This is a genomic window from Burkholderia sp. AU45274, from assembly GCF_030482505.1.
Classification (GTDB): Bacteria; Pseudomonadota; Gammaproteobacteria; order Burkholderiales; family Burkholderiaceae; genus Burkholderia.
The window spans coordinates 547,972-573,408 of sequence record NZ_JAUJQE010000003.1; the positions used below are offsets into that span (position 1 = coordinate 547,972).

Here is a 25,437-nt window from a genome sequence, read left to right on the forward strand (position 1 = left end):
GAGCCTTCGTTGACCATTTCGTCCAGCACGCAGGTCTACCTGCGACACAACATCCAGTTCGAACCGCTGATCAACAGCTGGTACGCGTGGTATCACACGCTGCCGCCGTTGACCGCCGCCCTCAACGTGGCGGAGCGGTTCCTGCCGCTGCTGAAGTCCTATGCGGCATCGCCGATGATGCATGCGGCGGCCTGCAAGGATCCCGCGATGCGCGGCGGGCCGTTCCTCGACCTGGGCGGCCAGCGCGTCGACGAAATCCGCGCGCTGATCGAGCAGACCACCCAGCGCGCGACCCGGCAACTGGAACTGGCGAAGGCCTACAAGGCGTTCTCCACGCTGCTGCTGGAACAGGCCAGGGGGATGGCGTCGGACCCGCTCTACCCTGCGATTCCGGAGGTGTTGAAAGGCTATGTCGAGATCTACTACGACCTGAACCACAACCCGTCCTTCCGGGTGTTCGAAAGCCTGCTGTACGCGAGCCCGTTCTATGCGCGCGATGCGCAGAGCATCGCGCTGTCGGCGATCGAGGAGCACACGCCGCGGCCGTTCATCCTCAGCACGCCCCGGCTCCGCGACGATCGCACGGTGTTCTGCAACATGGCGTTCGACGACCGCGCGCTCGACGCGCTGTTCCGCATGCGCGACACGCCCGGCAGCTACGCGAAGATCGTCGACCTGATGCGCGTGGCGGAGCAGGACGAGCCGCTGTTCCGCTCGTTCTTCACCGAGGAGGCGCCGGCGCCGAAACCGGATCGTTCGTTCGACGGCGACGACATCCGCATCCGCTACTACGGCCACGCGTGCGTGCTGATCCAGAGCCGCGGCGTGAGCATCCTGATCGATCCGGTGATCAGCTACGGCTACGACACCGCGCTGCCGCGCTACACGTTCGCCGACCTGCCGGACCAGATCGACTACGTGCTGATCACGCACAGCCATCACGATCACATCGTCCTCGAAACGCTGCTGCAGCTTCGCCACAAGGTCAAGACCGTGGTGGTCGGCCGCAATCTCGACGGCTTTCCGCAAGATCCGTCGATGGAACTGGCGTTGCGCAAGCTCGGCTTCGACGACGTGCTGGAAGTTCGGGATGCCCAGGAAATCAAGCTGCCCGGCGGCACCATCACCGCCATTCCGTTCATGGGCGAACACAACGACCTGGCGATCCACAGCAAGCAGAGCTTCATGATCCGCTTCGGCTCGCGCTCGGTGCTGTGCATCGCCGATTCGTGCAACCTGGACCCGCGCCTCTACGAGCATGTGTTCCGCCTCGCCGGCAAGCCGGACACGCTGTTCGTCGGGATGGAAACCGAGGGCGCGCCGCCGTCGTGGGTCTACGGCCCGCTGTTTCCGAAGGCGCTGCCGCGCGACATCGACCAGTCGCGCCGGGCGCGGGGCTGCCAGTTCGGCGAGGCCGCCGCGCTGGTGGACGATTTCGCGTTCAACGCGGCGTATGTCTATGCGATGGGCCAGGAGCCGTGGCTGAACCACCTGCTCGACAACACCTTCGACGAAAACTCGCCCAGCCACATCCAGTCCACCCAGTTCGTCGCGCACTGCCGGGCCAAGGGCATCGCGTCCGAGATCCTGTACGCGACGAGGGAGATCGTGCTTTGTCAGAACTGAATCTCAACGCGCTCTCGACGAGCGGGCAATACCAGGAACACGTGGCGTTCTGGAACGACGCGCTCGGTCGCCTCGACGAAGACTTCCGCCTTCAGCAGGCGTGGCAGGCGTACGCGCTGCCGCTCGGCCCCGAGCCGACCCTGACGTTCGCGCTCGACGGCGAAGCGGCGCCGGTGCTGGAGAAGCTCGCCGCCGGCAACGCGCTGGGCGCGTTCGTCGTGCTGCTGGCCGCGCTGTTCCGCGTGCTGGGGCGCTACGACGGTGCGGCCGGCCTGTTCGTGGCGTCGCCGCCCCTGATCGCCGGACCCGCGAGCGGCGCCGCCGAGCCCGTCCCGTTGCTCGACGCCGGCGCGCCCGGCCCCTCGGTTCGCGCGTACCTGAACCAGTTGCGCGACGCGGTGCAGCGCAGCTATTCGTACCAGGATTTCCCGATCGCCGCGCTCGCGCACAAGCTGCATGGCGAACGGCGCGCGACCAACGTCGGCGTGCGCTTCGACGGCCTTCACGAAGCCTGGGCAGCGGCCGACTACGACCTGTCGATCGAGATCCGCCATCGCGAGCGCTACGAGATCGTGCTGACGGGCCGGCCGACGGTGTTCACGCTGCATTATCTGCAGCATCTCGCGCGGCACCTGCGCAACGTCGTGGCCGGCTTCGGCGCACTGGATGCGCCGCTCGACACCGTCTCGCTGCTCGACGACGACGAGCGCGCGCGCCTGCGTTCGCAGGCGGCACCCGTCGCGGTCGACGGCACCTTCCTGGAACAGTTCGCGCAACGGGTCGCGGCCGCGCCGGACAGCGTCGCGGTGGTGACCGCCGACGCGTCGCTGACCTATGCCGAACTCGACGACCAGGCGTCCCGGCTGGCGAGCTTCCTGCTCGCGGAATACGCGATCGAACGCGGCGACGTGGTGGGCGTGGTGGCCGACCGTTCCGAGCGCTGGATCGTCGGCCTGCTCGGCGCGCTCAAGGCGGGCGCGGTGTATCTGCCGCTCGACCCGGAGTTTCCGCGGGAGCGGCTGCGCTTCATGATCGAGGATGCGAAGGTCAAGGCGCTGCTGACGCACTCGGAACACCTGCCGTTGCTCGCCGACTTCTGGGCGATCCCGATGTTCGCGCTCGACTTCCAGCTCGACACGCTGGAACCCGCGTCGGCATCGGCGCAGGTCGAGGTCCGGCCGGACGATGCGGCGTACATCATCTACACGTCCGGCTCCACGGGCGTGCCCAAGGGCGTCGTGCTCGAACACGCAGGGCTCCTGAACATGGCGCAGCACCATGTGGACGCATTCGGTTTCGATGCGGCCGACCGCTTCGTGCAGTTCTACTCCCCGGGCTTCGACGGCTCGATCATGGAGATCTTCGTCACGCTGCTCGCGGGCGCGCGCCTGGTGCTGGCAAAGCCCGCCGTGATCCGGGACGTGCCGCGTTTCGTCGACTACATCGCGCAGCAGGGCGTCACCACCGTGAACGCGACGCCGGCCTATCTCGCCGCGCTCGACTGGCCCGCGCTCGGCGCCGTGACCCGGGTCATCAGCGCCGGCGACAACGCCCGCGTGGCGGATCTGCGCGAGCTGGCCCGGACCCGCACGTGCCACAACTCGTACGGCCCGACCGAGGCAACCGTGTGCATCACGGACTACGTGGTCGACCCGGCCGTCACCTACGGTGCCCGCCTGCCGGTGGGCCGCCCGATCCGCAACACGCACCTGTACCTGCTCGACGAGCACGGCGGCCTGGCCCCCGAGGGCTGCACGGGCGAGATCTGCGTGTCCGGCATCGCACTGGCGCGCGGCTATGTCGGTCGGGACGACCTGACGGCCGCCGCGTTCGTCGATCATCCGTTCGACGCGGGCGCGCGCCTCTATCGCACCGGCGACCTCGGCGTCTGGCTGCCGGACGGCAACCTGGAAGTCACCGGCCGGCGCGACACGCAGGTGAAAATTCGCGGCTACCGGATCGAAACGGGCGAGATCGAGGCGGCGCTGAGGCAGCACGCCGGCGTCGCCGACGCAATCGTGTTCGTGCGCGAAGACACGCCGCAGCACAGGCAGCTGGTGGCCTGCGTCGCGACGGCTGCGGCCAGCGTCGCCAGCCTGCGGGAACACCTGAAGGAACGTCTGCCCGAGTTCATGGTGCCGGCGTCGATCGTGACGCTCGAACGCCTGCCGCTGACGCCGAACGGCAAGCCCGACCGCAAGGCGCTCGCCGCGCTGGAACTGGCGCCCGTGCCGAGCGAAACCGCGTACGTCGCACCGGCCAATGACGCCGAGGCGCGCCTGGGCAGGATCTGGTCCGACGTGCTGGGCCGCGAGCCGATCGGCGTGCACGACAACTTCTTCGAACTGGGCGGCGACTCGATCCTGATCATCCAAGTGATGTCGCTGGCCCAGCAGGTCGGGCTCAAGTTCACCGCCGACCAGTTCTTCGCGCATCCGACCATCGCCGAGCTCGCCCGGGTCGCGACGGAGGCGCCGTCGCTGCGGATCGCGCAGGAGCCGGTGGTCGGCCCCGCCCCGCTGACGCCGATCCAGCACTGGTTCTTCGCGCAGGACGTCGCCGATCCGCATCACTACAACCAGTCGACGATGATCGAGGTGCCCGCGTCGCTGCGGCCGGACACGATCGAGCGCGCGCTCGCGGCCGTCACGACGCATCACGACGCGCTGCGGCTGAGTTTCGAGCGCGTCGCCGGTGCGTGGCAGCAAGCGCATGCGGCGCCGCCGCTGGCCATTGCGCTCGGCGTCACGTCGCTGGCGGACGCGGCACCCGCCGCGCGTGAGGCCGCGATGCTCGCGACCGCCACCGGCATGCAGGCGAGCTTCACGCTGTCGGCGCCGCCGCTGCTGCGCGCGCACCTGTTCCAGTTCGACCCCGACGCGCCGCAGCGCCTGCTCGTGGTCGCGCATCACCTGGTGATCGACGGCGTCTCGTGGCGCATCCTGTTCGAAGACCTGTACACCGCGTGCCGCCAGCTCGAAGCGGGCCACGTGGTGCAGCTCCCGGCCAGGACGACGGCGTGGCGCGACTGGTCGACGCGTCTGTCCGAACTCGGCGCGACCGCGCTCGACGGTCTGGGGCTCGACTACTGGATCGACGGGAACGCCGGCGAGCCGGCGTGCTTCGACGACATGCCGGTCGGCACCCGCGCCGAAGCCGGCTCGACGGTCGTCGAGTTCGACGCCCAGCAGACGCTCGCGCTGTTGCAGGACGTGCCGCGTGCGTTCAACACCCAGATCAACGAAGTCCTGCTGACGGCCCTGCTGCTCGCGTTCGGCGACTGGACCGGCAACGCGTCGCTGGTCGTCGATCTCGAAGGCCACGGCCGCGAGGACCTCTTCGACGGCGTCGATACGTCGCGCACGATCGGCTGGTTCACCACCCACTATCCGGTGCTTCTCAACGCCGGCGACGCCACCGTGGCGGTCGACGCGCTGCGCCACGTCAAGGAGCAACTGCGCGCGATCCCGATGCGCGGGCTCGGCTACGGCATCGCCCGCTACCTCGGCCGCGACGCCGGCATCACGGCCGCGCTGGAACGGCAGCCGCCGGCGCCGGTGCGCTTCAACTATCTCGGCCAGGTCGATCGCGTGCTGGCCGACGACACGGGCTGGAAGCCGGTGCTCGACTTCCAGAGCCCCGAGCACAGCCCGCGCGCGCGTCGCGGCCATCTGTTCGAGATCGACGGGATGGTGTTCGACGGCCGCCTGCGCCTGACCTGGCACTACAACCGCGAGGCCTGCGCACCCGGCGTCATCGAGCAGCTGACGCAGTGCTACCGCAGCCGTCTGCTGTCGATCGTCGCGGCCAGCGGCGACGGCCCGCGCGCGCTGAGCCCGTCGGATTTTCCGGCCGCGCGCATCAGCCAGGCAGCGCTGGACGCCCTCGTCTCAAGGATCAAATCGTGACATCCCCGACCATCGCCGATATCTACGCGCTCTCCCCGATGCAGGAGGGGATGCTCTTTCATGCCGTGCACGAGCCCGGCGCGAGAAGCAGCTTCAACCAGCTCAGTTGCCGGATCACCGGCAGCCTCGACACCGCGCTGTTTCATGCCGCATGGCAGCAGCTCATCGATCGGCATCCGGTGATGCGCACGTCGTTCCATTGGGAGGAATTCGACAAGCCCATGCAGGTCGTGCACGCGCACGCCACGCTGCCGTGGGTGCAGGACGACTGGCGCGACCTGCCGGAACACGAACAGCGCACACGCTGGCGCGCGCATCTCGAACAAGACCTGGCCGAGGGCTTCGCGCTCGATCGCGCGCCGCTCGTACGCTGTCGCCTGGTGCGCGTCGCCGCCGACGCGTACCTGTTCAGCTGGAGCCACCACCACATCCTGGCCGATGGCTGGTGCCTGTCGCTCGTCATCGACGAGATCTTCCAGGTGTATGGCGCGCTCGCGCGCGGCGTGCCGCCGGCGCTCCCGCCGGTGCGCCCGTATCGCGACTACATCCAGTGGCTGCAGCAGCACGAGCCGCAAGCCGCGCAGCAATACTGGACGCGCTATCTCGAAGGGTTCCGCTCGCCGACCCCGCTGCCCACGGCCGCGCGCGCGGGCGCTGACGAGCGCTTCGGCCAGGGCCTCGCGCAAGTGCAGGCCGACCTGTCGGCCGACCTGAGCGCGCGCCTGCGGCAATTCGCGGCCCGCCATCACGTCACCCTCAATACGCTCGCGCAAGCGGCCTGGGCGCTCGTGCTGTCGCGTTACAGCGGGGAAACCGACGTGGTGTTCGGCGCGGTCGTGTCCGGGCGGGGCGCCCCTCTGCCGGGGATCGAAGCCATGCTCGGCCTGTTCATCAACACGGTGCCGGTGCGGGTGCGGGTCGACCCGAGGCAGCCGCTGGTGCCGTGGCTGAAGATGATCCAGGCGCGCGTGGCCGCCCGTGCGCCGTTCGAGCACACCCCGTTGCCCGACATCCAGCGCTGCAGCGAAGTGTCGCCGTCGACGCCGCTGTTCGAAAGCAACATCACGTTCATGAATTACCCGCTCGACGCGTCGCTCACGCATGGTGCGCATGGGCTGGCGGTCGACGAGGTGCAGCTCTACAACCGCGCCGACATTCCGCTCGAATTCGTGGTGACGGCGCGCGACGACTGGAAGATGGAACTGTCGTTCGACCCGCGGCGCTTCGATGAAGACACGATGCAGCGGATGCTGGGCCACGTGGCTGCGACGCTCGACGCGTTCGCGGCCGAGCCGAACCGGCTGCTCGGCCGCGTGCCGATCTTGCCCGAGGCCGAACGCCGGCAGTTGCTGGAAACCTTCAACGACACCGCCGTGCCGTTCGACGCCGCGCTCACCGTGGTGCATCGCCTGGAGCAGGCCGCCGCGGACCACCCCGAGCGACCGGCGGTCGAGTACCGCGATAGCGTCCTGAGCGCGGGCGAGCTGAACGCGCGCGCCAACCGCATCGCGCACCGCCTGCTGGCCGCGGCCGAGCTGGGGCCGGACACGCTGGTCGCGATCTGCATGCACCGGTCCGCCCAGCTGATGGAGGCGATCCTGGCCGTCTGGAAGTGCGGCGCCGCCTATGTTCCGATCGACCCCGACTATCCGGTGGCGCGCATCCGCACCATCCTCGAGGATTCCGGCGCCGCCCTCGTGATCACCAGCGACGGGCTCCTCCCTCCGGAGCTGGCCGGGATCGCGCCGGTCGTGTCGCTCGACGCCGTCACCGAAATCGACAACGACACCAATCCCGGCCGCCCCGTGTCGCCCGACAGCCTCGCGTACGTGATCTACACGTCCGGCTCCACCGGCAAGCCCAAAGGGGCGATGGTCGAGCACGCCGGCATGCTGAATCACATGCTCGCCGAGATCGACGAGTTCTCGATCTCGGCGCATTCGGTGATCGCGCAAACCGCGCCGCATTGCTTCGATATTTCGGTCTGGCAATTTTTCACGGCGCCGCTCGTCGGCGGCAAGACCGTGATCGTCGACGACGAATGCATTCGCGATCCCGCGCGTTTCGTCGCGTATCTGGACACCACCCGGATCAGCATCCTCGAACTGGTGCCGTCCTATCTGTCCGCCGTGCTCGACCGTGCATCGGAACAGCCGGCGCTGATGCGGCACCTGCGGCACCTGCTCGTCACCGGCGAGATGGTCAGCCCGGCCCTGGTGAAACAGTGGTTCGACGTATTCCCTGGTATCGCGCTGGTGAACGCGTACGGCCCGGCCGAAGCGTCCGACGACGTCGCGCAGCACCGCATGACGTGCGCGCCAACCACGCCTTACGTACCGGTCGGCAAGCCGATCCGCAACGTGCGCCTCTACGTCGTCGACCCGCAGATGAACCTGTGCCCGATCGGGATTCCCGGCGAGCTGTGCGTGTCCGGCGTCGCCGTCGGCCGCGGCTATCTGAACGACGAGGCCGCCACGCGGGAGGCGTTCGTCGAGGATCCGTTCCATCCGGCGCGCGGGGCCCGCCTGTACCGCACCCGCGACATCGGCTGCTACCTGCCCGATGGAACGATCGTGCTCCACGGCCGCCAGGACCACCAGCTGAAGATCCGCGGCTACCGCATCGAGCTCGGGGAGATCGACAACGCGCTGGCCGCCATTCCGGAAATCCGCCAGGCGGCCGCGCTCGACTATCGCGACGAGGCCGGCCGCGCCGCGCTGTGCGCGTATGTCGCGTTCCGCGACGGCGCGGCGCTGAGCGACGCCGCGATCGCCGCCGCGTTGTCCGCCACGCTGCCGGACTACATGGTGCCCGGCATCTACGTGGTGCTCGACGCGCTGCCGCTGAGCGGCAACGGCAAGATCGACCGCAAGGCGCTGCCGCCGCTGGACCGCGCGCGACTCGCCGCCACCACGCACGCGCCGACGCCGCCGCGCACGCCCACCGAGACGCTGCTGTGCCGCATCTGGGGCGAAGCGCTGGGCATTCCGTCGCCCGGCATCCACGACAACCTCTTCGCGCTGGGCGGCGATTCGATCCTGAGCATGCGCATCGTGTCGCTGGCCGCGAAGGCGGGCCTGAAGCTCACCACCCGGCTCATCTTCCAGCATCCGACGGTGGCCGAACTCGCCGCCGTGGCGACGCGCGGCACGGTCGGCGCGGCGGAGTTCGTCGCGTCGTCCGGCCCGCTGCCGCTGACGCCCATCCAGAAGCGTTTCTTCGCGCAGCACCAGCACGACCCCAACCAGTACAACCAGGCGGTCCTGCTCGACGTGCCGGCGGATGTCGATCCGGGCCTGCTGCGCCAGGCGCTGCGGCACGCGGCCAAATGGCATGACGCGCTGCGGCTGCGCTTTCGCGCAGGCGCGTCCGGCTGGAGCCAGGAAGTCGTCGACGATCCGGACGTCCCCGTCGTCGTGTCCGACGTGGCGCGCGATCAGCTCGCGCAGCACGTCGCGCAAGCGCATGCGAGCCTGAATCTCGCGGACGGCCCCGTCGTGCGCGCCGACCTGTTCCGCCTGGACGCAGGCCGTTCGCTCCGCCTGCTGCTGGTCGCCCATCACCTGGTGATCGACGGCGTGTCGTGGGGCGCGCTGCTCGAAACCGTGTACGACGCCTATACCCGCCTGCGCCACGGCAAGGCACCCGAGTTCGCGGGCGGCAGCGCCACCTGGACCGCCTGGACCCGGGCGATCTCGACCTGGGCCGATTCCGGCGCCGCCGACGCCGACCTCGCCCATTGGCAATCCCTCGCGCGTGCCGCGCTGCCCGGCCTGCCGCTCGATCGCGAGGCGTCCGCCGACGCCAATACCGTGTCGTCCGCCGAAACGATCGTGGTCGAGCTCGGCGAAGCCGCGACGACGGCGTTGCTGGGCGCCGCACCCCGCGCGTATGACGCGCAGATCAACGACGTGCTGCTGGCCGCGCTCGCGCGGGCCGTCAGCGACTGGAGCGGATGCGCCGACGTCCTGCTGGATCTCGAAGCGCACGGGCGCGAGGAGCTGATCGACGCGCTCGACATCTCGCGCACGGTGGGCTGGTTCACGTCCGTGTTCCCGGTCGTGCTGACGGTCGATGCCGGTTCGCACGATCCAGCCGGCCTGGTCGCATCGGTCAAGGCGCGACTGCGCGCGGTGCCGAACGCGGGCATCACCTGCGGCCTGCTGCAAGACCGGCTCGACGGCCCGCTTCCGCGGCCGCGCATGCAGTTCAACTACCTGGGTCAGACCGACCAGCTGTTCACCGCCGCACGCGACTGGAAACAGGCCGCGGAGCCGAGCGGGGACGGCCGCCATGCGAACCAGCGGCGCGAGCACCTGCTCGACATCAACGCGTACGTGACCGGCAACCGCCTGCACGTGGCGTGGGAATTCAGCCGGGCTTGCCACGACGCGGACACCATCCGGCGCGTCGCGCAAGCCTACATCGCGGCGCTCGAATCCCTGGTCGCCGGCCATGCCGTCCAGTCCGCCTCTTCCCGGCCCGCGACCGGCTTGCCGCAGGCGCCGGCGTCGGTGCGGCCGGACGAGGTCGCCGACGTCTACCCGCTGACACCGACCCAGCAGGGCATGCTGTTCCACAGCCTGTACGCACCCGCGTCGGATGCGTACTTCAGCAGTCTGAATTTCCGGATCGACGGGGCGCTCGACGTCGAACGGTTCCGCCGCGCGTGGGATACCGTGGCGCACCGGCACGACATCCTGCGCACCGCGTTTCACTGGGAAGACATCGAAAGCCCCGTGCAGGTCGTGCATCGCCGGATCGACTTGCCGTGGCACGACGAGGATCTGCGCGCGGTGTCCGCCGCGGAGGCCGAGCAGCGCTGGGACGCCTACGTGGCGCAGGACCGGGCGCGCGGCTTCGACTTTGCCCGCGCGCCGCTGATGCGGCTCGCGCTGTTCCGCGTGGGCGAGCACGCATGGCGCTTCCATTGGAGCCATCACCACATCCTGCTCGACGGGTGGAGCTCCGCCCGCCTCCTGAGCGAAGTGGCTGCCGCCTATCAGGCGCCGCCGGCCGACGGCGCGCCGCAGCGGGACGCGCCGCCCGCCTTCGCCGATTACGTGCGCTGGCTGGCCCGCCAGGACGCCGCCGCCGCGGAACGCTTCTGGAAGACCAGGCTGGCGGATTTCCAGGCGACGACGCCGCTCGTGCTGGGTCGCCCCGAACTCGACGGCACGGCCGCGCCGGGCGCGTACGTGGAAGAGGCGCTGCTGCTCTCCGAAAGCGACACGCAACGGCTCGTCGCGTTCGCGCAAACCAGTCGACTCTCCCTCAACACGCTCGCGCAGGGCGCGTGGGCGCAGTTGCTGAGCCGCTACAGCGGCGAATCGGACGTCGTGTTCGGCACGATCGTGTCCGGTCGCCCAGCGTCGCTGCCGGCGTCGGACGAAATGGTCGGGCTGTTCATCAACACGCTGCCGGTGCGGGTGCGCATCGACGCGCGCCCGACGTCCGCGTGGCTGGCGCAATTGCAGCTGGATCTCGCGCAGCAGGAGGACTATGCGCACTATCCGCTGGCCGACCTCCAGAAATTCGCCGGCCTGCCGCCCGGCGTGCCGCTCTTCGACAGCCTGCTCATCTTCCAGAACTATCCGGTGGAAGAAGCGCTGGCCGATGCGCTGCCCGGCCTGCGGATCGGCGCCTTCCAGGTGTCCGATCCGAACAATTACCCGCTGACGCTGGTCGTGACGCCGGGCAAGCGCCTGTCGCTGCAGGTGCTGTACGACGACGGCCGGTTCGATCGCGACACGATCGTCCGCCTGCTGCGCCATGTCGAGACCCTGCTCACCGGCCTGGCCGGCGCGGAAGATCGGCCGAACCGCAGCGTTGCGCTGCTCACCGCCGCCGAGCGGGACGCCCTCCTGCTCGGCTGGAACGACACGTTCGCGCCGGTGCCGTCCGACCGGACGCTGCCCGAACTGATCGAGGCCGTCGCCGCCGCGCACCCGGAGCGCATCGCGGTACGCTGCGGCACGGAGGTTCGCACGTATCGGGCGCTCGTCGAAGGCGCGAACCGGATCGCCGCGCAGCTTCTGCAGACGGCGCCGCTGCAGCCGGACGACCGGATCGCCGTGTGGATGCCGCGCTCGCCGCTGATGCTGGAAACGATCCTGGCCATCTGGAAGTGCGGCGCGGCGTACGTTCCGGTCGATCCGGCCTATCCGGCCCAGCGGGTCGAGACCCTGCTGACGCTGGCCCGGCCGGCCCTCATCGTCGGCACCGACTGCCGGCCGCCGCCGGCGCTGGCGTCGATTCCGCTGGTCGATCCCGCCCGCCTGCCCGCCCATCAGGATGCCGAAGCACCGACGCCGCGCTGCCGGCCTGCGGACCTCGCCTACGTGATCTTCACGTCGGGTTCGACCGGCCAGCCGAAGGGCGCGATGGTCGAACATCGCGGCATGCTCAATCACGTGCTCGCGATGGCGCGCCGGGTCGGGCTCGACGCGCGGAGCGCGGTCGCCCAGACCGCTTCGCACTGCTCGGATATTTCGGTCTGGCAGTGCTTCGCGGCGCTGGCGTCGGGCGGCACGACGGTGATCTACCCCGATGCCGTGATCCTCGAGCCCGCACGCCTGATCGACAGCCTGCACCGCGACCGCATCACGGCGATGCAATTCGTGCCGTCCTATCTCGCGACCTTCCTCGGCGAACTGGAACGGCACGCGACACCGGCCTTCCCGCACCTCGAAACATTACTGACGATCGGCGAAACGCTGCAGCCCGCCACCGCGCAAGCGTGGTTCCGCCTGAATCCGGCGGTTCGGCTCATCAACGCGTACGGGCCGACCGAAGCGTCGGACTCCGTCGCGCATTACAGCCTGACGCGCGCGCCGGATCGGCCGGCGATTCCGATCGGCCGGCCGATCGAGAACCTGCGCCTCTACGTCGTGGATGCCGACCTGAATCCGTGCCCGGCCGGCGTCAAGGGCGAGATCTGCATCGGGGGCGTCGGCGTCGGGCGCGGCTACCTGTTCGACGAAGTCCGCACGCGGGCGGTGTTCCGCGACGATCCGTTCAGTCCGGAACCGGGCGCGCGCCTGTATCGCACCGGCGATGTCGGCTGCTTCGACGCGGACGGCAATCTCCACTTCTTCGGCCGCCGCGACTTCCAGGTCAAGATCCGTGGCTATCGGATCGAGCTCGGGGAAATCGAAGCCGCGCTGACCAGTCTCGCGGGCATCTCCCACGCCGTCGTGGTCGCCCGGGAAACGTCGGATGCCGAAATGACCCTGTGCGCCTACGCGTCGGGAACCGGCTGGACGCCCCCACGCGTGCGCGACGCACTGCGCGACACGCTGCCGGCGCATATGGTGCCCGACACCGTGATGCTGCTGCCGGCGCTGCCCGTCATGCCGAACGGCAAGATCAACCGCGCCGCGCTGCCGCTCCCGGATGCCGCGTCCGTGCCCGACGACGTGCCGGCCGAACCGCGCACGCCGGTCGAAGCGGCGCTGCTGCGCTTCTTCGCCGAGGTGCTCGGCCGCCGGCCGAACGGCGTCGACGCCGATTTCTTCGAGCAGGGCGGCCAAAGCCTCAAGGCGATCCAGCTGGTCAGCCGGATCCGGCGCGAACTGAAACGGGACGTCACGGTCGCCGACATCTTCCATGCGCCGACGCCGCGCGCGCTCGCGCGGAAGCTGGCGGCCATGCCCGCCGACGGCGCTGCCGCCGACGACGCGTTCATCCCGGCGCTGGCCGCGCAGCCGTCCTACGCGGTGTCCCGCGCACAGAAGCGGATCTGGCTCGCCAGCCGCGGTGCGGATCCGTCCACGTACAACATGGCGGGCGCGCTGCAGCTGGACGGCGCCGTCGACACGGCGCGCCTCGTCCGTGCGTTCGACCTGCTGGTCGATCGCCACGAGAGCCTGCGCACCGTGTTCGCGATGATCGAAGGCGAGTTGCGGCAACGCATCCTCAGCCGCGAAGCCTCCGGCTTCCGGGTCGAGCAGCGCGATCTCGCGGACGATGCCGGGCCGCAGGCGATCGATGCGCTGATTCGCGCGGCAAGCGAGCAGCCGTTCGATCTCGCGTCGGGGCCGCTGTTTCGCGTCACGCTGGTGCGGCTCTCGCCGGTGAAGCACCTGCTGCTGCTGAACATGCACCACGTGATCTCGGATGCGTGGTCGATCCGCGTGCTGACCGACGACCTGCATGCGCTGTATGCGGGACACGACCTGCCGCCGCTGCCGATCCAGTATCGCGACTACGCCGCGTGGCACAACGCGAGCCTATCCGGTCCGCGTGCCGCCGCGCATCGCGCGTACTGGCTCGCGCAACTGGCGCCGCCGCTGCCCCGCCTGCAACTGGCATCCGACTTCCCACGGCCCGAGCGGCCCGGTCATGCCGGGCAGACGCTCGAAGTCGAACTGCCGGCGCCGCACGCGGCAGAACTCGCCGCGCTGGCCCGCGCGCACCATACGTCGCTCTACGCGGTGCTGCTGGCGTCGTTCTGCGTGCTGATGCATCGCTACACGGGGCGTGAGGACATCGTCATCGGCAGCGTATCGGCCGGGCGCGACAGCGAGCCGCTCGAATCGCAGGTCGGCGTGTATCTCAACACCGTCGTGCTGCGCGTGCCGGTGCGGGCATCCTCGACCGTCGCCGACGTGATCGACGGCGTGGCGACAGCCTCCACGCAAGCGCTGGAGCATGCGTCCTATCCGTTCGACGTGTTGCTGGAAGACCTGAAGATCCGCACCCCGGCGGGCCATTTTCCGATCTTCGACATTCAGGTGAACCACGTGTCGATGCCGGCCCCGCAGCCCGGCCTGCGCATCACGGACCTCTCGCCGGCGGACACGACGGCCAAGTTCGACCTGTCCTTCCAGGTCGTGGAAAGCGAAGGCCGGCACCTGATCCAGTTCATCTACAACACGCACCTGTTCCGCCCGTCGACCATCGCCGCGATGCGCGATCGACTGCTCGCGATCCACGACGTCTTCCGCCGCGACCCGGCCACGCCGGTCGATCGCATCCCGCTCTCCGGCGAGGCCCCCGCCGCCGGCCCACGGGCCCGCGTCGGCCTGCGCCTGAAGCGCGCGCCCGAGGTCACGGCCGACGACGCGCTCGAGGAGAAGACGTGATGTGGATCGTCCGGAGTTCGAGCAGCGTGCGCCGTGCGCGCCGCTTCGGGTTGTTTCAGGTGAACAAAACGTTTCAAGGAGTGTCCTGTGCAAGACAATAACGTGCTGGTCACCGACCATCGCTATGCCTCCACCGCGCGTTTCTGGCGCGAAAGCCTTTCGCAGGTCGCCGGCGTCTACCGGATCGCGGCGTACGCCCCGAATCAGCAACCGGGTCGCCTGCTGTCCCGCACGGTGCGGCTCACGCCCGCGTCGCTCGACCTGTTGCGGCGCATCGGCGACGGCGAGCTTGCCGAGTTCGCCGTCACGGCGGCGGGCATTGCATTCCTGCTCTGGAAATACTTCCGGATTCCGGTCACGGTGCTCGGCACGCCGGCGCTGGCCGCGCATCCGCCGGCCCGCGCCGCCACCGTGCCGCTGATCATCGAGGTCCGTCCCGACGAGCGCGTCGAGGACTACCTGTCGCGCGTGGCCGCGATCGTGGAAGACAGCTACGCCGAGCCTCACTTCCCGCTTGAAACGCTCGTGCGCAACGAAAAGGACATGGCGCTCGCGCAGCTCACGAAAGTCGCGCTCGCTGACGACCGGGTGCACGACGCACCGACCGGTCGCGACGACGATCTGCAGTTGCATCTGCGGCTCGCGCGCGGCGAAATCGAGCTTCGTTACAGCACGGCGATCGAGCCTTTCATCATCGACGGTTTCGCCGGCAGCCTCGGCGCGGTGCTGGCGGCATTCGAACACCTCGACACGGCCGTCGGCGACATCGCATCGGCCCCGCCGGAAGAGGGGCCGCTGCTGAGCGCCTTCAACGAAACCGCGACGGCCGGCCCCAGCCACCCGACGGTCGTCGCCATGTTCGAAGCGCAGGTCGCCCGCACGCCGACGGCGCCGGCCCTGGTCACCGACAGTGCGCTGATGACCTACGCCGACCTGAACGCGCGGGCCAACAGCCTCGCGCATCAATTGCGCGAACACCACGGCGTCGGGCCGGAATCGCTGGTCGGCATCATGCTCGACCGTTCCGAATGGATGATCGTCGCGATTCTCGGCATCCTGAAGGCGGGCGCGGCGTTCGTTCCGCTGGACCCGGCGTATCCGGCCGAGCGGATCAATCACATCCTCGGCGACACCGGCCTGTCGTTGCTGGTGACCCAATCGAATCAGCTCGCGCAGTGGTATGAGTTCTCCGGCGTGACGCTGCTGCTGGACCAGAAACTCCCCGGCTGGCCGCCGCGGCCCGACAACCCGCCGTACCGTGCCGAACCGGCGCACCTCGCCTACGTGCTCTACACGTCCGGCTCGACCGGGAAACCCAAAGGCTGCCTGCTCGAACACCGGAACCTGGCCCACTACATCGCGTGGGCCGCCGCGTATTACTTTCCGGAAAGCACGACCGGCAGTTTCGGCCTGTACAGTTCGCTCTGCTTCGATTTCACGCTCACCAACCTCTTCTGCCCGCTGGTGCGCGGCAAGACGCTGCGCATCTATCCGCAGTCGGAAAGCATCGACACCATCCTGGCCCGGATGTTCCAGCCCGGCAGCGGCGTCGACACCCTCAAGCTCACGCCCACCCACATTCACCTGCTGGAGTACATGAACCTGGCGCGCTCCGGCGTGCGCAAGGTGATCGTGGGCGGCGAGGAACTGACGCCCCAGCACATCGCCACGCTGCGCAAGATCGATCCCGCGATCGAGATCTACAACGAGTACGGTCCCACCGAGGCGACGGTCGGCTGCATCGTCGAGCGCGTCGAGGACGCGCCGTCGACGGTGCTGATCGGCCGGCCCATCGCCGACACCCGCGTGTACATGCTCGACGACGCGCTGCGGCCGGTTCCGCTCGGCGTGCCCGGGGAAATCTGCCTCGCCGGCGCCGGCCTCGCGCGCGGCTACCACCAGCGGCCCGACGTCACCGCCGCGAAATTCGTCGAGCATCCGTTCCCCGGCGAAGCGCGCATCTATCGCACCGGCGACATCGGCCGGTGGCTGCCCGACGGACGTATCCAGTGCTACGGGCGCGTCGACCACCAGGTCAAGATCCGCGGGCACCGTGTCGAACTCGGCGAGATCGAGGCCGCGATCGCCGCGCACGAGGACGTCGTCGGCGCGGCGGTCATGCTGCGCGAATCCGCCCACGGCGTGCGCAAGCTGGCGGCCTACGTCAAGGGCGCCGCGAGCCTGAGCGTGCCGGACCTGCGGGCCTATCTGGCCGGGAAGCTGCCGGACTACATGGTTCCGTCCGACATCATCCCGATCGCCGAATTTCCGCTCAACGCCAACGGCAAGCTGGATCGCCCGGCGCTGCTGGCGCTGGAGCCCAACGCCGCGCCCGACGACGCCCGTCTCGACGCCACGCCGCTCGACGCCACGCCGATTCAGCTCGAGCTGGTGCGCATCTGGCGCGACGTGCTCGACAATCCGGCCGTCGATCTCACCGGCCGCTTCTTCGACTACGGCGGCGATTCGCTGCAAGCCATGCAGCTGGTCTCGCGGATCTGGAGCAGCTTCTCCGTCGAGATCGGCATCGACGCGATCTTCGAACTCCAGACCATCAGCGCGGTGTCCGACCTGATCGAAGCGTCGTCGCCGCACGCCGGTTCGACGGCCGGCGCCATCCTGCCCCGCTCGCGCGCGAACGACCTGCCGCTGTCCTTTCCGCAGCAGCGGCTGTGGTTCCTCGCGCAACTGGAAGGCCCGTCGGCCACGTACAACATCTCGAGCGCGCTGCGCTTCGACGGCGAACTCGACATCGCGCGCCTGCAGGCCGCCGTGTCCGAGATCAGCCGGCGTCACGAGATCCTGCGCACGACGTTTCCCTCCGTCGACGGCCGCGGGGTTCAACGCATCGCGCCGCCGGCGCCGGTCGCGCTCGACGTCGTCGACGTCGCCCGCGAATCCGACACGCTCGCGCGGCTCGCGGAGGAAGCCGACCGCCCGTTCGATCTCGCCGCCGGGCCGCTCTATCGCGTCGTGCTGTATCGCGTCCATGAGCGCCTGCACGTCTTCGGCATCGTGATGCATCACATCGTCTCCGATGCATGGTCGTCAGGCATCCTGATCGGCGAACTGGCCGCGCTCTATGCCGGCGAGTCGCTGCCGGAACTGGCGGTCCAGTACGCGGACTACGCGGTGTGGCAGCACGAACGCCTGGCGTCCGCCGACACGCATCGGGAACTGGCGCTGCTGAGCGCCGCGCTGGCCGATGCGCCGGACCTGATCGAACTGCCCACCGACCGCCCGCGGCCCGCCATCCAGCAGTTCCGCGGCGCGGTGCTGCCGTTCCAGCTGAGCGGCGAACGCGCCGACGGCCTGCGCGCGATCGCGCGTGCGTCCGGCACCAGCACGTTCATGGTCGTGCTCGCCGCGTATGCGCTGCTCCTGTCGCGATACAGCAACCAGCAGGACCTCGTCATCGGCTCCCCGATCGCCAACCGGCGGTCCAGCATGACCGAGCCGCTGATCGGCTTCTTCGCGAACATGCTCGCGCTGCGCGTGGACCTGTCGGGCAATCCGACCTTCGGCGAACTGCTGGCGCGCGTGAAGCGCGTCGCGCTCGACGGCTACAGCCGCCAGGAGATTCCGTTCGAGCAGGTGGTGGATTCGCTCGCGCTCGAGCGCAACCTGAGCCGCACGCCGGTGTTCCAGGTCGTGTTCGCGTACGAGAAAGCGCCGTCCCAGGCGGTGAGCTTCCCCGGTCTCGCGGCCACGCCGGTGGCGGTCGAGACCCACACCGCGAAGTTCGACCTCACGCTCCATGTGCAGGATGCCGACGACGGCCTCGCGGGCTCGCTGGAATACAACCTCGACCTGTTCGACGCCGCCACGATCGATCGCATGGCGGAACACTTCCGCACGCTCGTCGATGCCGTGATCGCCGATCCGGACGCGCCGCTCGGCGCGCTGCCGTTGACGAGCGACGCGGAGCGGAACCTGATGACGGTCGAGTGGAACCGCACCGACACGGATTTCGGCGACGCCGCCGCACAACCGCTGCATCGGTTGTTCGAACAGCAGGTCGAGCGCACGCCCGATGCCGTCGCGGCCGTCTTCGATGACCAGACGCTCACCTACGCCGAACTCAACCTGCGCGCCAACCGCCTCGCCCACCACCTCATCGCGCTCGGCGTTGGCCCCGATGCCCTCGTCGGCGTCGCGATGGAGCGCTCGCTCGACATGAGCGTCGCGCTGCTCGCGATCCTCAAGGCCGGCGGCGCTTACGTCCCCGTCGACCCCGACTACCCCGCCGAGCGCGTGCGCTTCATGATCGATCACGCGCAGTTGCGCTGGCTGCTCACCCAACAGCATCTGCGCGACGCGCTGCCCGAGACCGACGCCCGCCTGATCGTCGTCGATACCGACTCGCTCGACCTCGATGCCGCGGCGACGTCCAACCCCACGCCCGCGCTCGACGGCGACAACCTCGCCTACATGATCTACACGTCCGGCTCGACCGGCCGCCCCAAGGGCGCGCTCAACACCCATCGCGCGATCACCAACCGCATCCTCTGGATGCAGCACGCCTACGCACTCGACGCTGACGATACGGTGCTGCAGAAAACCCCGTTCAGCTTCGACGTCTCGGTCTGGGAACTCTTCTGGCCGCTCGTCACCGGCGCGCGCCTCGTGTTCGCCCGCCCCGGCGGCCAGCGTGAGACCGACTATCTGGTCGAACTCATCGAGCGCGAACGCATCACCACGATCCATTTCGTGCCGTCGATGCTGCGTGCGTTCCTCGACCATCCCGACCTCGACGCGCACTGCGCATCGCTGCGCCGTGTCGTGTGCAGCGGCGAGGCGTTGCCCCACGACCTGCAGCAGCGTTGCCTCGAGCGCCTGGACGCCAAGCTGTACAACCTCTACGGCCCGACCGAGGCCGCCGTCGACGTGACCGCGTGGGAATGCCGCCGCGACGACCCGCACCGCATCGTCCCGATCGGCCGGCCGATCGCCAACACCCGCCTCTACATCGTCGACGCGCAGATGCAGCCCACGCCGATCGGTGTGCCCGGAGAACTGCTGATCGGCGGCACGCCGGTCGGGCGCGGCTACCACGGCGAACCCGAACTGAGCGCCGGGAAGTTCATCGCTGATCCGTTCTCCGCCGACCCGCTCGCGCGCCTCTACCGCACCGGCGATCTCGCGCGCTACCGGCCCGACGGCAACATCGAATTCCTCGGCCGCATCGATCACCAGATCAAGCTGCGCGGCCTGCGCATCGAACCCGGTGAAATCGAGGCCGCGCTGCGCACGCATCCGTCGGTCGACGACTGCGTCGTGATCGCGAAAACCGCAGGAGCCCGAACGTTCCTGATCGCCTATGTCGCGACCGCGGAGCCAGACATTGCCGATCTGCGCGGTTATCTCGGCGGCAAGCTCGCCGACTACATGGTGCCGTCGCAGTTCGTCGTCCTTGCATCGTTGCCGATGCTGCCCAACGGCAAGATCAACCGCAAGGCGCTGCCCGCCCCGGCCGACGGGGTCAACGTGGTCAACATGGCCCAGCCGCACGCGCCCGCCGTCACGCCCCGGGAAATCCTGCTGGCGTCGATCTGGCAAGACGTGCTGCAGCTGCCTGCCGTCGGCATCCACGACAATTTCTTCGAACTCGGCGGCGACTCCATCCTGAGCATCCAGGTGATTGCGCGCGCCAATCAGGCGGGGCTGCGCGTGACGGCGAAGCAGCTGTTCCAGTATCAGACGATCGCGCAGCTGGCCGCCGCGCCCGAGGAGCGGGCAGCCTACGTGCCGACCTTGAGCCCGCTGGGCGACGCGCCGCTCACGCCGGTGCAGCACTGGTTCCTCGACCAGGAGATCGACGCGCCGTCGCACTTCAATCAAACGGTCCTGATCCAGGTGCCGGCGGATCTCGACGCGTCGCGGCTGGCCGACGCGTTCCGGCAAGTCTACGAACATCACGACGCGTTGCGACTGCGTTTCTCGCACGATGCGGGCCGCTGGACCCAGCACGTCGTCGCCGGCGGCGAGATGCCGGCGCTCTTTGCGAAACAGGTGATCGCCGGCGACGCCGCCGAGCGCCTGGCGGCGATGCGCGCCGCCGCCGCTGACGCGGAGCGCGGCATCGACATCACGCATGGCCCGTTGCTGGCGGCGCGGCTCTTCTGCGTGGCCGGCGAGCCGCTCGCCCGCCTGTTCGTGTCGATCCATCACCTGGCGGTGGACGGCGTGTCGTGGCGCGTGCTGCTCGAGGACTTGCATGCCGCCTACCACGGCCAGCCGTTGCCCGCGAAAACGACGTCGTTCCGCGAATGGGCGCTGCATCTGCAGGAACGGGCCCGGTCGCCGGCCATCGGCGACGAAGCGCGACTGTGGCAAGCGCTCCTCGCGCAGCCCGTCGAGCCGCTCCCGCTTGACTATCCGGCCGCGGGTGCGCCCAACAATGTGGCCAACAACGCGGTCAGCGACGCGTCATCCGTTTCATTCGAGCTGGACGAAGCCGACACCACCGCGTTGCTGCGCCGGCTGCCACGGGCCTACGACACCCGCATCAACGACGTCCTGCTCATCGCGCTCGCGCAAGCCTGTAGCATGGTCACCGGCAACGCCCGCACGCGGATCGATCTCGAGAGTCACGGCCGCCACGTGGCGGATGCGCCGCTCGACCTCACCCGGACGGTGGGCTGGTTCACGTCCATCTACCCCGTCGTGCTCGACGCCGACGCGATGCACACGCCGGAGCAAGCGCTGCGTGCCGCGCGCCAGCAGCTGCGCCGGATTCCGGCCGACGGTCTCGGTTATTCGCTGCTCCGCTACCTGAGCCCCGACGCCGCCGTGCGCAACAGTCTCGCCGCGTTGCCGCAGGCCGATATCCTCTTCAACTATCACGGGCAGCTCGATACCGTGTTGCAGCAATCCGACGGCTGGCGCCCGGCGACCGAAGACCTCGGTTCGCTGCGCGCCGGGCGGTCGCAGCGCACGCACGCGTTCGAGATCGTCGCCGCCGTGGTCGACGGCAAGCTGCAGGTGGACTGGCGCTACGGCGAGCGGCTCCACCGGCGGCAGACGGTCGAGAACCTGGCCGCGCACTTCAGGGACCGGTTGCTCGACTTCGCGGCGTCGGTCCCCGACACCGCAGCGGACGACATCGACGACAGCTACCCACTCTCGTCGCTGCAGCAGGGCATCCTGTTCCATTCGCTGTACGACCTGGATCCTGCCGCCTATTTCCAGCAGTTCAGCTTCGTCGTCAGCGGCCCGCTCCAGGTGCCGGCGCTCCGGCAGGCGTGGGCCCATGCGCTCGCGCGCCATGCCGTGCTGCGCACCGCGTTCGCGTGGGCCGATCGCGAGCAACCCGTCCAGACCGTGCTGCACACGGTCGATCTGCCGTGGACAGTGCTTGACTGGCGGCACCGCGATGCGTCCCGCCGCGCGCAGGACTTCGATGCATTCCTCGCCGACGACCGGAAGCGCGGCTTCGATCTGCAGCGGGCGCCGCTGTTCCGCTGCACGCTGATCCAGGAAACCGACACGCGCCATCGCTTCTGCTGGAGCGCGCACCACATCATCCTCGACGGCTGGAGCACCGCGACCCTGATGAAGGAGGTGTTCGCCGACTACCTGTCGCTCGCCCGCACCGGCACGCCCGCGGTCGCGGCGTCGGCGCCCGGATACCGCGCGTACATCGACTGGCTCGCGCGTCATCCGCGCGCCGCCGACGAAGCCTGGTGGCGCGCCGAGCTGGCCGGCTTCCGTGCCGCCACGCCGATCGCGGCCAGCCCGGCCCGGCAGACGACCGGCGACGCCGCGCGCCAGAACAAGCGCCGGACCCAGCAATTCCTGCTGGACGAGGCGCTGACCGCGCGGCTGCACGTGCTCACGCGTGCGCATCGCGTCACCCTCAACGTGCTGATCCGCGCGGTCTGGGCGTTGGTGCTGCGGCGCCACGCCGGAACGGACGACGTCGTCTTCGGCGTCACCGTGTCCGGGCGCCCGCCGCTGCTCGACGGCGTCGAGTCGATCGTGGGGCTGTTCATCAACACGCTGCCGCTGCGCCTGCGTATCGCGCCGGAGCGCCCCTTCACCGAATGGCTGGCAGAGGTTCACGCGGCCCAGACGGCGATGGAGCCGCATTCGTACAGCTCGCTGGTCGACATCCAGTCGTGGAGCGAAGTGCCCGCCCGCGACAGCCTGTTCGACAGCCTGCTGGTCTTCGAGAACTTCCCGGTTGCCGCCGCCCCCGAACTCGGGCCGGACGACATCGAGATCCTCGACACCCGCGCGTTCGCGGAATCGAACTACCCGCTGACCCTGACCGTGCACCCGGACGCGCGCATCGGCTTCCATATTTCGCACGATGCGCACCGCGTCGCGCCGGATGTCGTGCGGCAGATGCTCGACACCCTCCGCACGTTGCTCGAGCGATTCGCCGAGCACCCGGACCAGCCGACCGGCCAGCTCGCCGATCCGCCGGCCGCCGACGGCCAGCCGGGCGCGCCGCGCGATGCGGCCGGGCCGGCGATCGAAGCCGCCGCCGGTGCGGCCACGGCGGCACGCGTCGTCGCGCCCACGGCGGACGAGCGCACGTTGCTGGAGATCTGGCAGCGGATCTTCAAACGAGACGACATCGCGGTCACCGACAACTATTTCGACCTCGGCGGCCACTCGATCATCGCGATCCAGCTGATGGCCCATGTCGAGAAGGCGTTCGATCGCCGGCTGCCGATTTCCTGTCTCTTCGAGAATCCGACGATCGAGAAACTGGCGGCGGCGCTCGCCGCGAACGAACCGGCCGCGCCCGCCGGCGGACTCGTGCCGATTCGCGACGGCGGCCCCGCCGCGCCGCTCTTCCTGCTGCCGGGCGCCGGCGGGAACGTGGTCTACTTCCACCCGCTCGCGCACCACCTGAGCGGCGCCCACGCGATTCACGGGCTGGAAGCGCCCGGCCTCGACGGCGCGTGCGAGCCGCTCACCCGCGTGGAAGACATCGCGGCCCGTCATATCGAGCGCATCTGGCCGCTGGTGGGCGCGGGTCCGTACTACCTCGCTGGCCACTCGTTCGGCGCGCACGTGGCGCTCGAGATGAGCCGGCAACTGGTCGCCAAGGGCGCCGACGTGAAACTGCTGGCGATCCTCGACGCGTCCGCGCCCATCGACAGCTCAGCCGCCACGTACTGGCAGGACTGGGACGACACCGAATGGCTGGTCGCGATCGCCCACGAAATCGGCACCTTCCTCGGGGCCGACCTCCAGGTGACGCGAGCCGACCTCGTCCCGCTCGATCCCGACGGCCAGGCCGACTTGATCCTCGCGCGGATCGGCGACCGCGGCAACTGGTTCGCGGACGCCGGGCCCGACCGCCTGCGCGCGTACCTGCGCGTCTATCAGGCCAACTTCAAGTCGCACTACGCGCCGCACGCCACGCCGCTGCCCGTACCGATCGCGTTGTTCCGCAGCACCGAGCACGATCCCGACGACTTCGCGCCGTCGCCCGAGATCGCGCAGCTTCGCCTGGACCCGGCCTGGGGATGGTCCCGCTTCTCGACGCTCCCCGTCGCGGTGACGGACGTCCCCGGCGACCACCTGACCATGCTGCTCGATCCGCATGCCGGCGCCCTCGCCGCCCATGTCAATTCGTTCCTGGAAAAACAACCCTCATGAAACTGAAATCAACGCCGACGATCGACAACACGTTCGCCCGCAAGGTCTGCATCAACCTGGACCGGCGTCCCGACCGCTGGGAAGCGATGCAACGAAAATTCGCAGAGCAGAACATCCTCACGGTGGAACGGCTGTCCGCCGTCGATGCAAGGCTGGTGAGCGTGCCGGAATCGTTGAGCCACATGCGTCCGCAGGACTACGGCTGCACGATGAGCCATCTCGCGGCCGTGAAACAGGCGAAGGCCGCCGGCGCCAGCGAAGTCCTGATCTTCGAGGACGACGCGTTCTTCGACGCCGAGTTCGCCGCACGCTTCCCCGAGTTCATCGCGCAAGTGCCGGACGACTGGCACATGCTGTTCCTGGGCGCGTATCACTTCACGCCGCCCATTCCCGTCGCGCCGAACATCGTCAAGGCCGTGGAGACGCTCACCGCGCACGCGTACGTCGTCAGGGACTCGCTTTACGACGCGTTCATCGCGATCAACGAAAACCCGCCGGCGATCAACGACCGCAACAACCTCGTCCTGCAGCAGACGTTCAATTGCTACTGCTTCGAGCCGAACCTGGTCGGACAGGAGTCCGGCTACTCCGACATCATGGACGAAGTGATGCCGGAGAAGCCGCTGACCTATTCGATGCCCATTCCGGACGGCTGGTAACGCCTGCCGCCCCGTGCGCGCCGCGAACCCTCACTCGACAGGCCATTGAATCTCATGCAAACCACCACCGTTGACCTCGAAGCGGCGTTCGTACAAGCCGCGCTGGATGCGCTTCACCGGGACTGCAAGCTCGGCGACGCGATTTCACTGGCTTACGGGAAATGCGAATCGACTGCCGGCGTGATCGACCTGATTTTTCCGTTGATCACGAAGAAACTGCGGATCGACTACATCCTCATGTACAGCATCGAAAGCAATCCCCGCGCGCTCCTGCAATTTCTTCGGCAGGTCGAGTCGCGGCTGGCACGGAACGAAAACTGGACGGCCGCGTCGGTCGAGGCCGCGTTGCGGAGCGTGGCCGATTCGACGGACAGCGTCGGCTGGGCGCGGGCGCAGCGCCTGCTGAAGTGCTGCATCCTGTTTTCCGATTCGCCGCTGGGCATCGTGGAAAGCATCACGTTCCTGGGCCAGCACGAAACCTCGTCGAGGTTGAGATCAGCGGCAAGCAATGTCGAACTCAGCCACCTGATCAACTGAGAC

Annotated in this window: 6 protein-coding genes; all 6 read left to right on the forward strand. The window is 69.0% G+C overall.

What is annotated here, in order from left to right; translation table 11 throughout:
- Window positions 1-9: 9 nt before the first annotated feature.
- Window positions 10-1,626, forward strand: coding sequence for an MBL fold metallo-hydrolase (locus QZM35_RS15170; protein ID WP_301776260.1), 1,617 nt, complete (start codon window positions 10-12; stop codon window positions 1,624-1,626).
- The gene (locus QZM35_RS15175) at window positions 1,614-5,534 is read left to right on the forward strand and encodes an amino acid adenylation domain-containing protein (RefSeq protein WP_301776261.1); all 3,921 of its coding nucleotides are present in this window, start codon (window positions 1,614-1,616) and stop codon (window positions 5,532-5,534) included. The genes QZM35_RS15170 and QZM35_RS15175 overlap by 13 nt, the downstream gene beginning before the upstream one ends.
- The gene (locus QZM35_RS15180) at window positions 5,531-14,620 is read left to right on the forward strand and encodes a non-ribosomal peptide synthetase (RefSeq protein ID WP_301776262.1); all 9,090 of its coding nucleotides are present in this window, start codon (window positions 5,531-5,533) and stop codon (window positions 14,618-14,620) included. The genes QZM35_RS15175 and QZM35_RS15180 overlap by 4 nt, the downstream gene beginning before the upstream one ends.
- Before the next feature lie 87 nt (window positions 14,621-14,707).
- Window positions 14,708-24,238, forward strand: a complete 9,531-nt coding sequence (locus QZM35_RS15185) for a non-ribosomal peptide synthetase (RefSeq protein ID WP_301776263.1) — start codon at window positions 14,708-14,710, stop codon at window positions 24,236-24,238.
- The gene (locus tag QZM35_RS15190; protein ID WP_256976964.1) at window positions 24,235-24,897 is read left to right on the forward strand and encodes a glycosyltransferase family 25 protein; all 663 of its coding nucleotides are present in this window, start codon (window positions 24,235-24,237) and stop codon (window positions 24,895-24,897) included. The genes QZM35_RS15185 and QZM35_RS15190 overlap by 4 nt, the downstream gene beginning before the upstream one ends.
- Window positions 24,898-24,951: 54 nt before the next feature.
- Window positions 24,952-25,434 (forward strand): hypothetical protein, encoded by a 483-nt coding sequence (locus tag QZM35_RS15195; protein WP_089433864.1) that lies wholly within the window; start codon window positions 24,952-24,954, stop codon window positions 25,432-25,434.
- The last annotated feature ends 3 nt before the right edge of the window (window positions 25,435-25,437 follow it).

Bases quoted from the DNA above. Each gene is read 5' to 3' on its own strand.
- QZM35_RS15190 (WP_256976964.1), top strand. From the start codon at position 24,235: ATGAAACTGAAATCAACGCCGACGATCGACAACACGTTCGCCCGCAAG.
- QZM35_RS15195 (WP_089433864.1), top strand. From the start codon at position 24,952: ATGCAAACCACCACCGTTGACCTCGAAGCGGCGTTCGTACAAGCCGCG.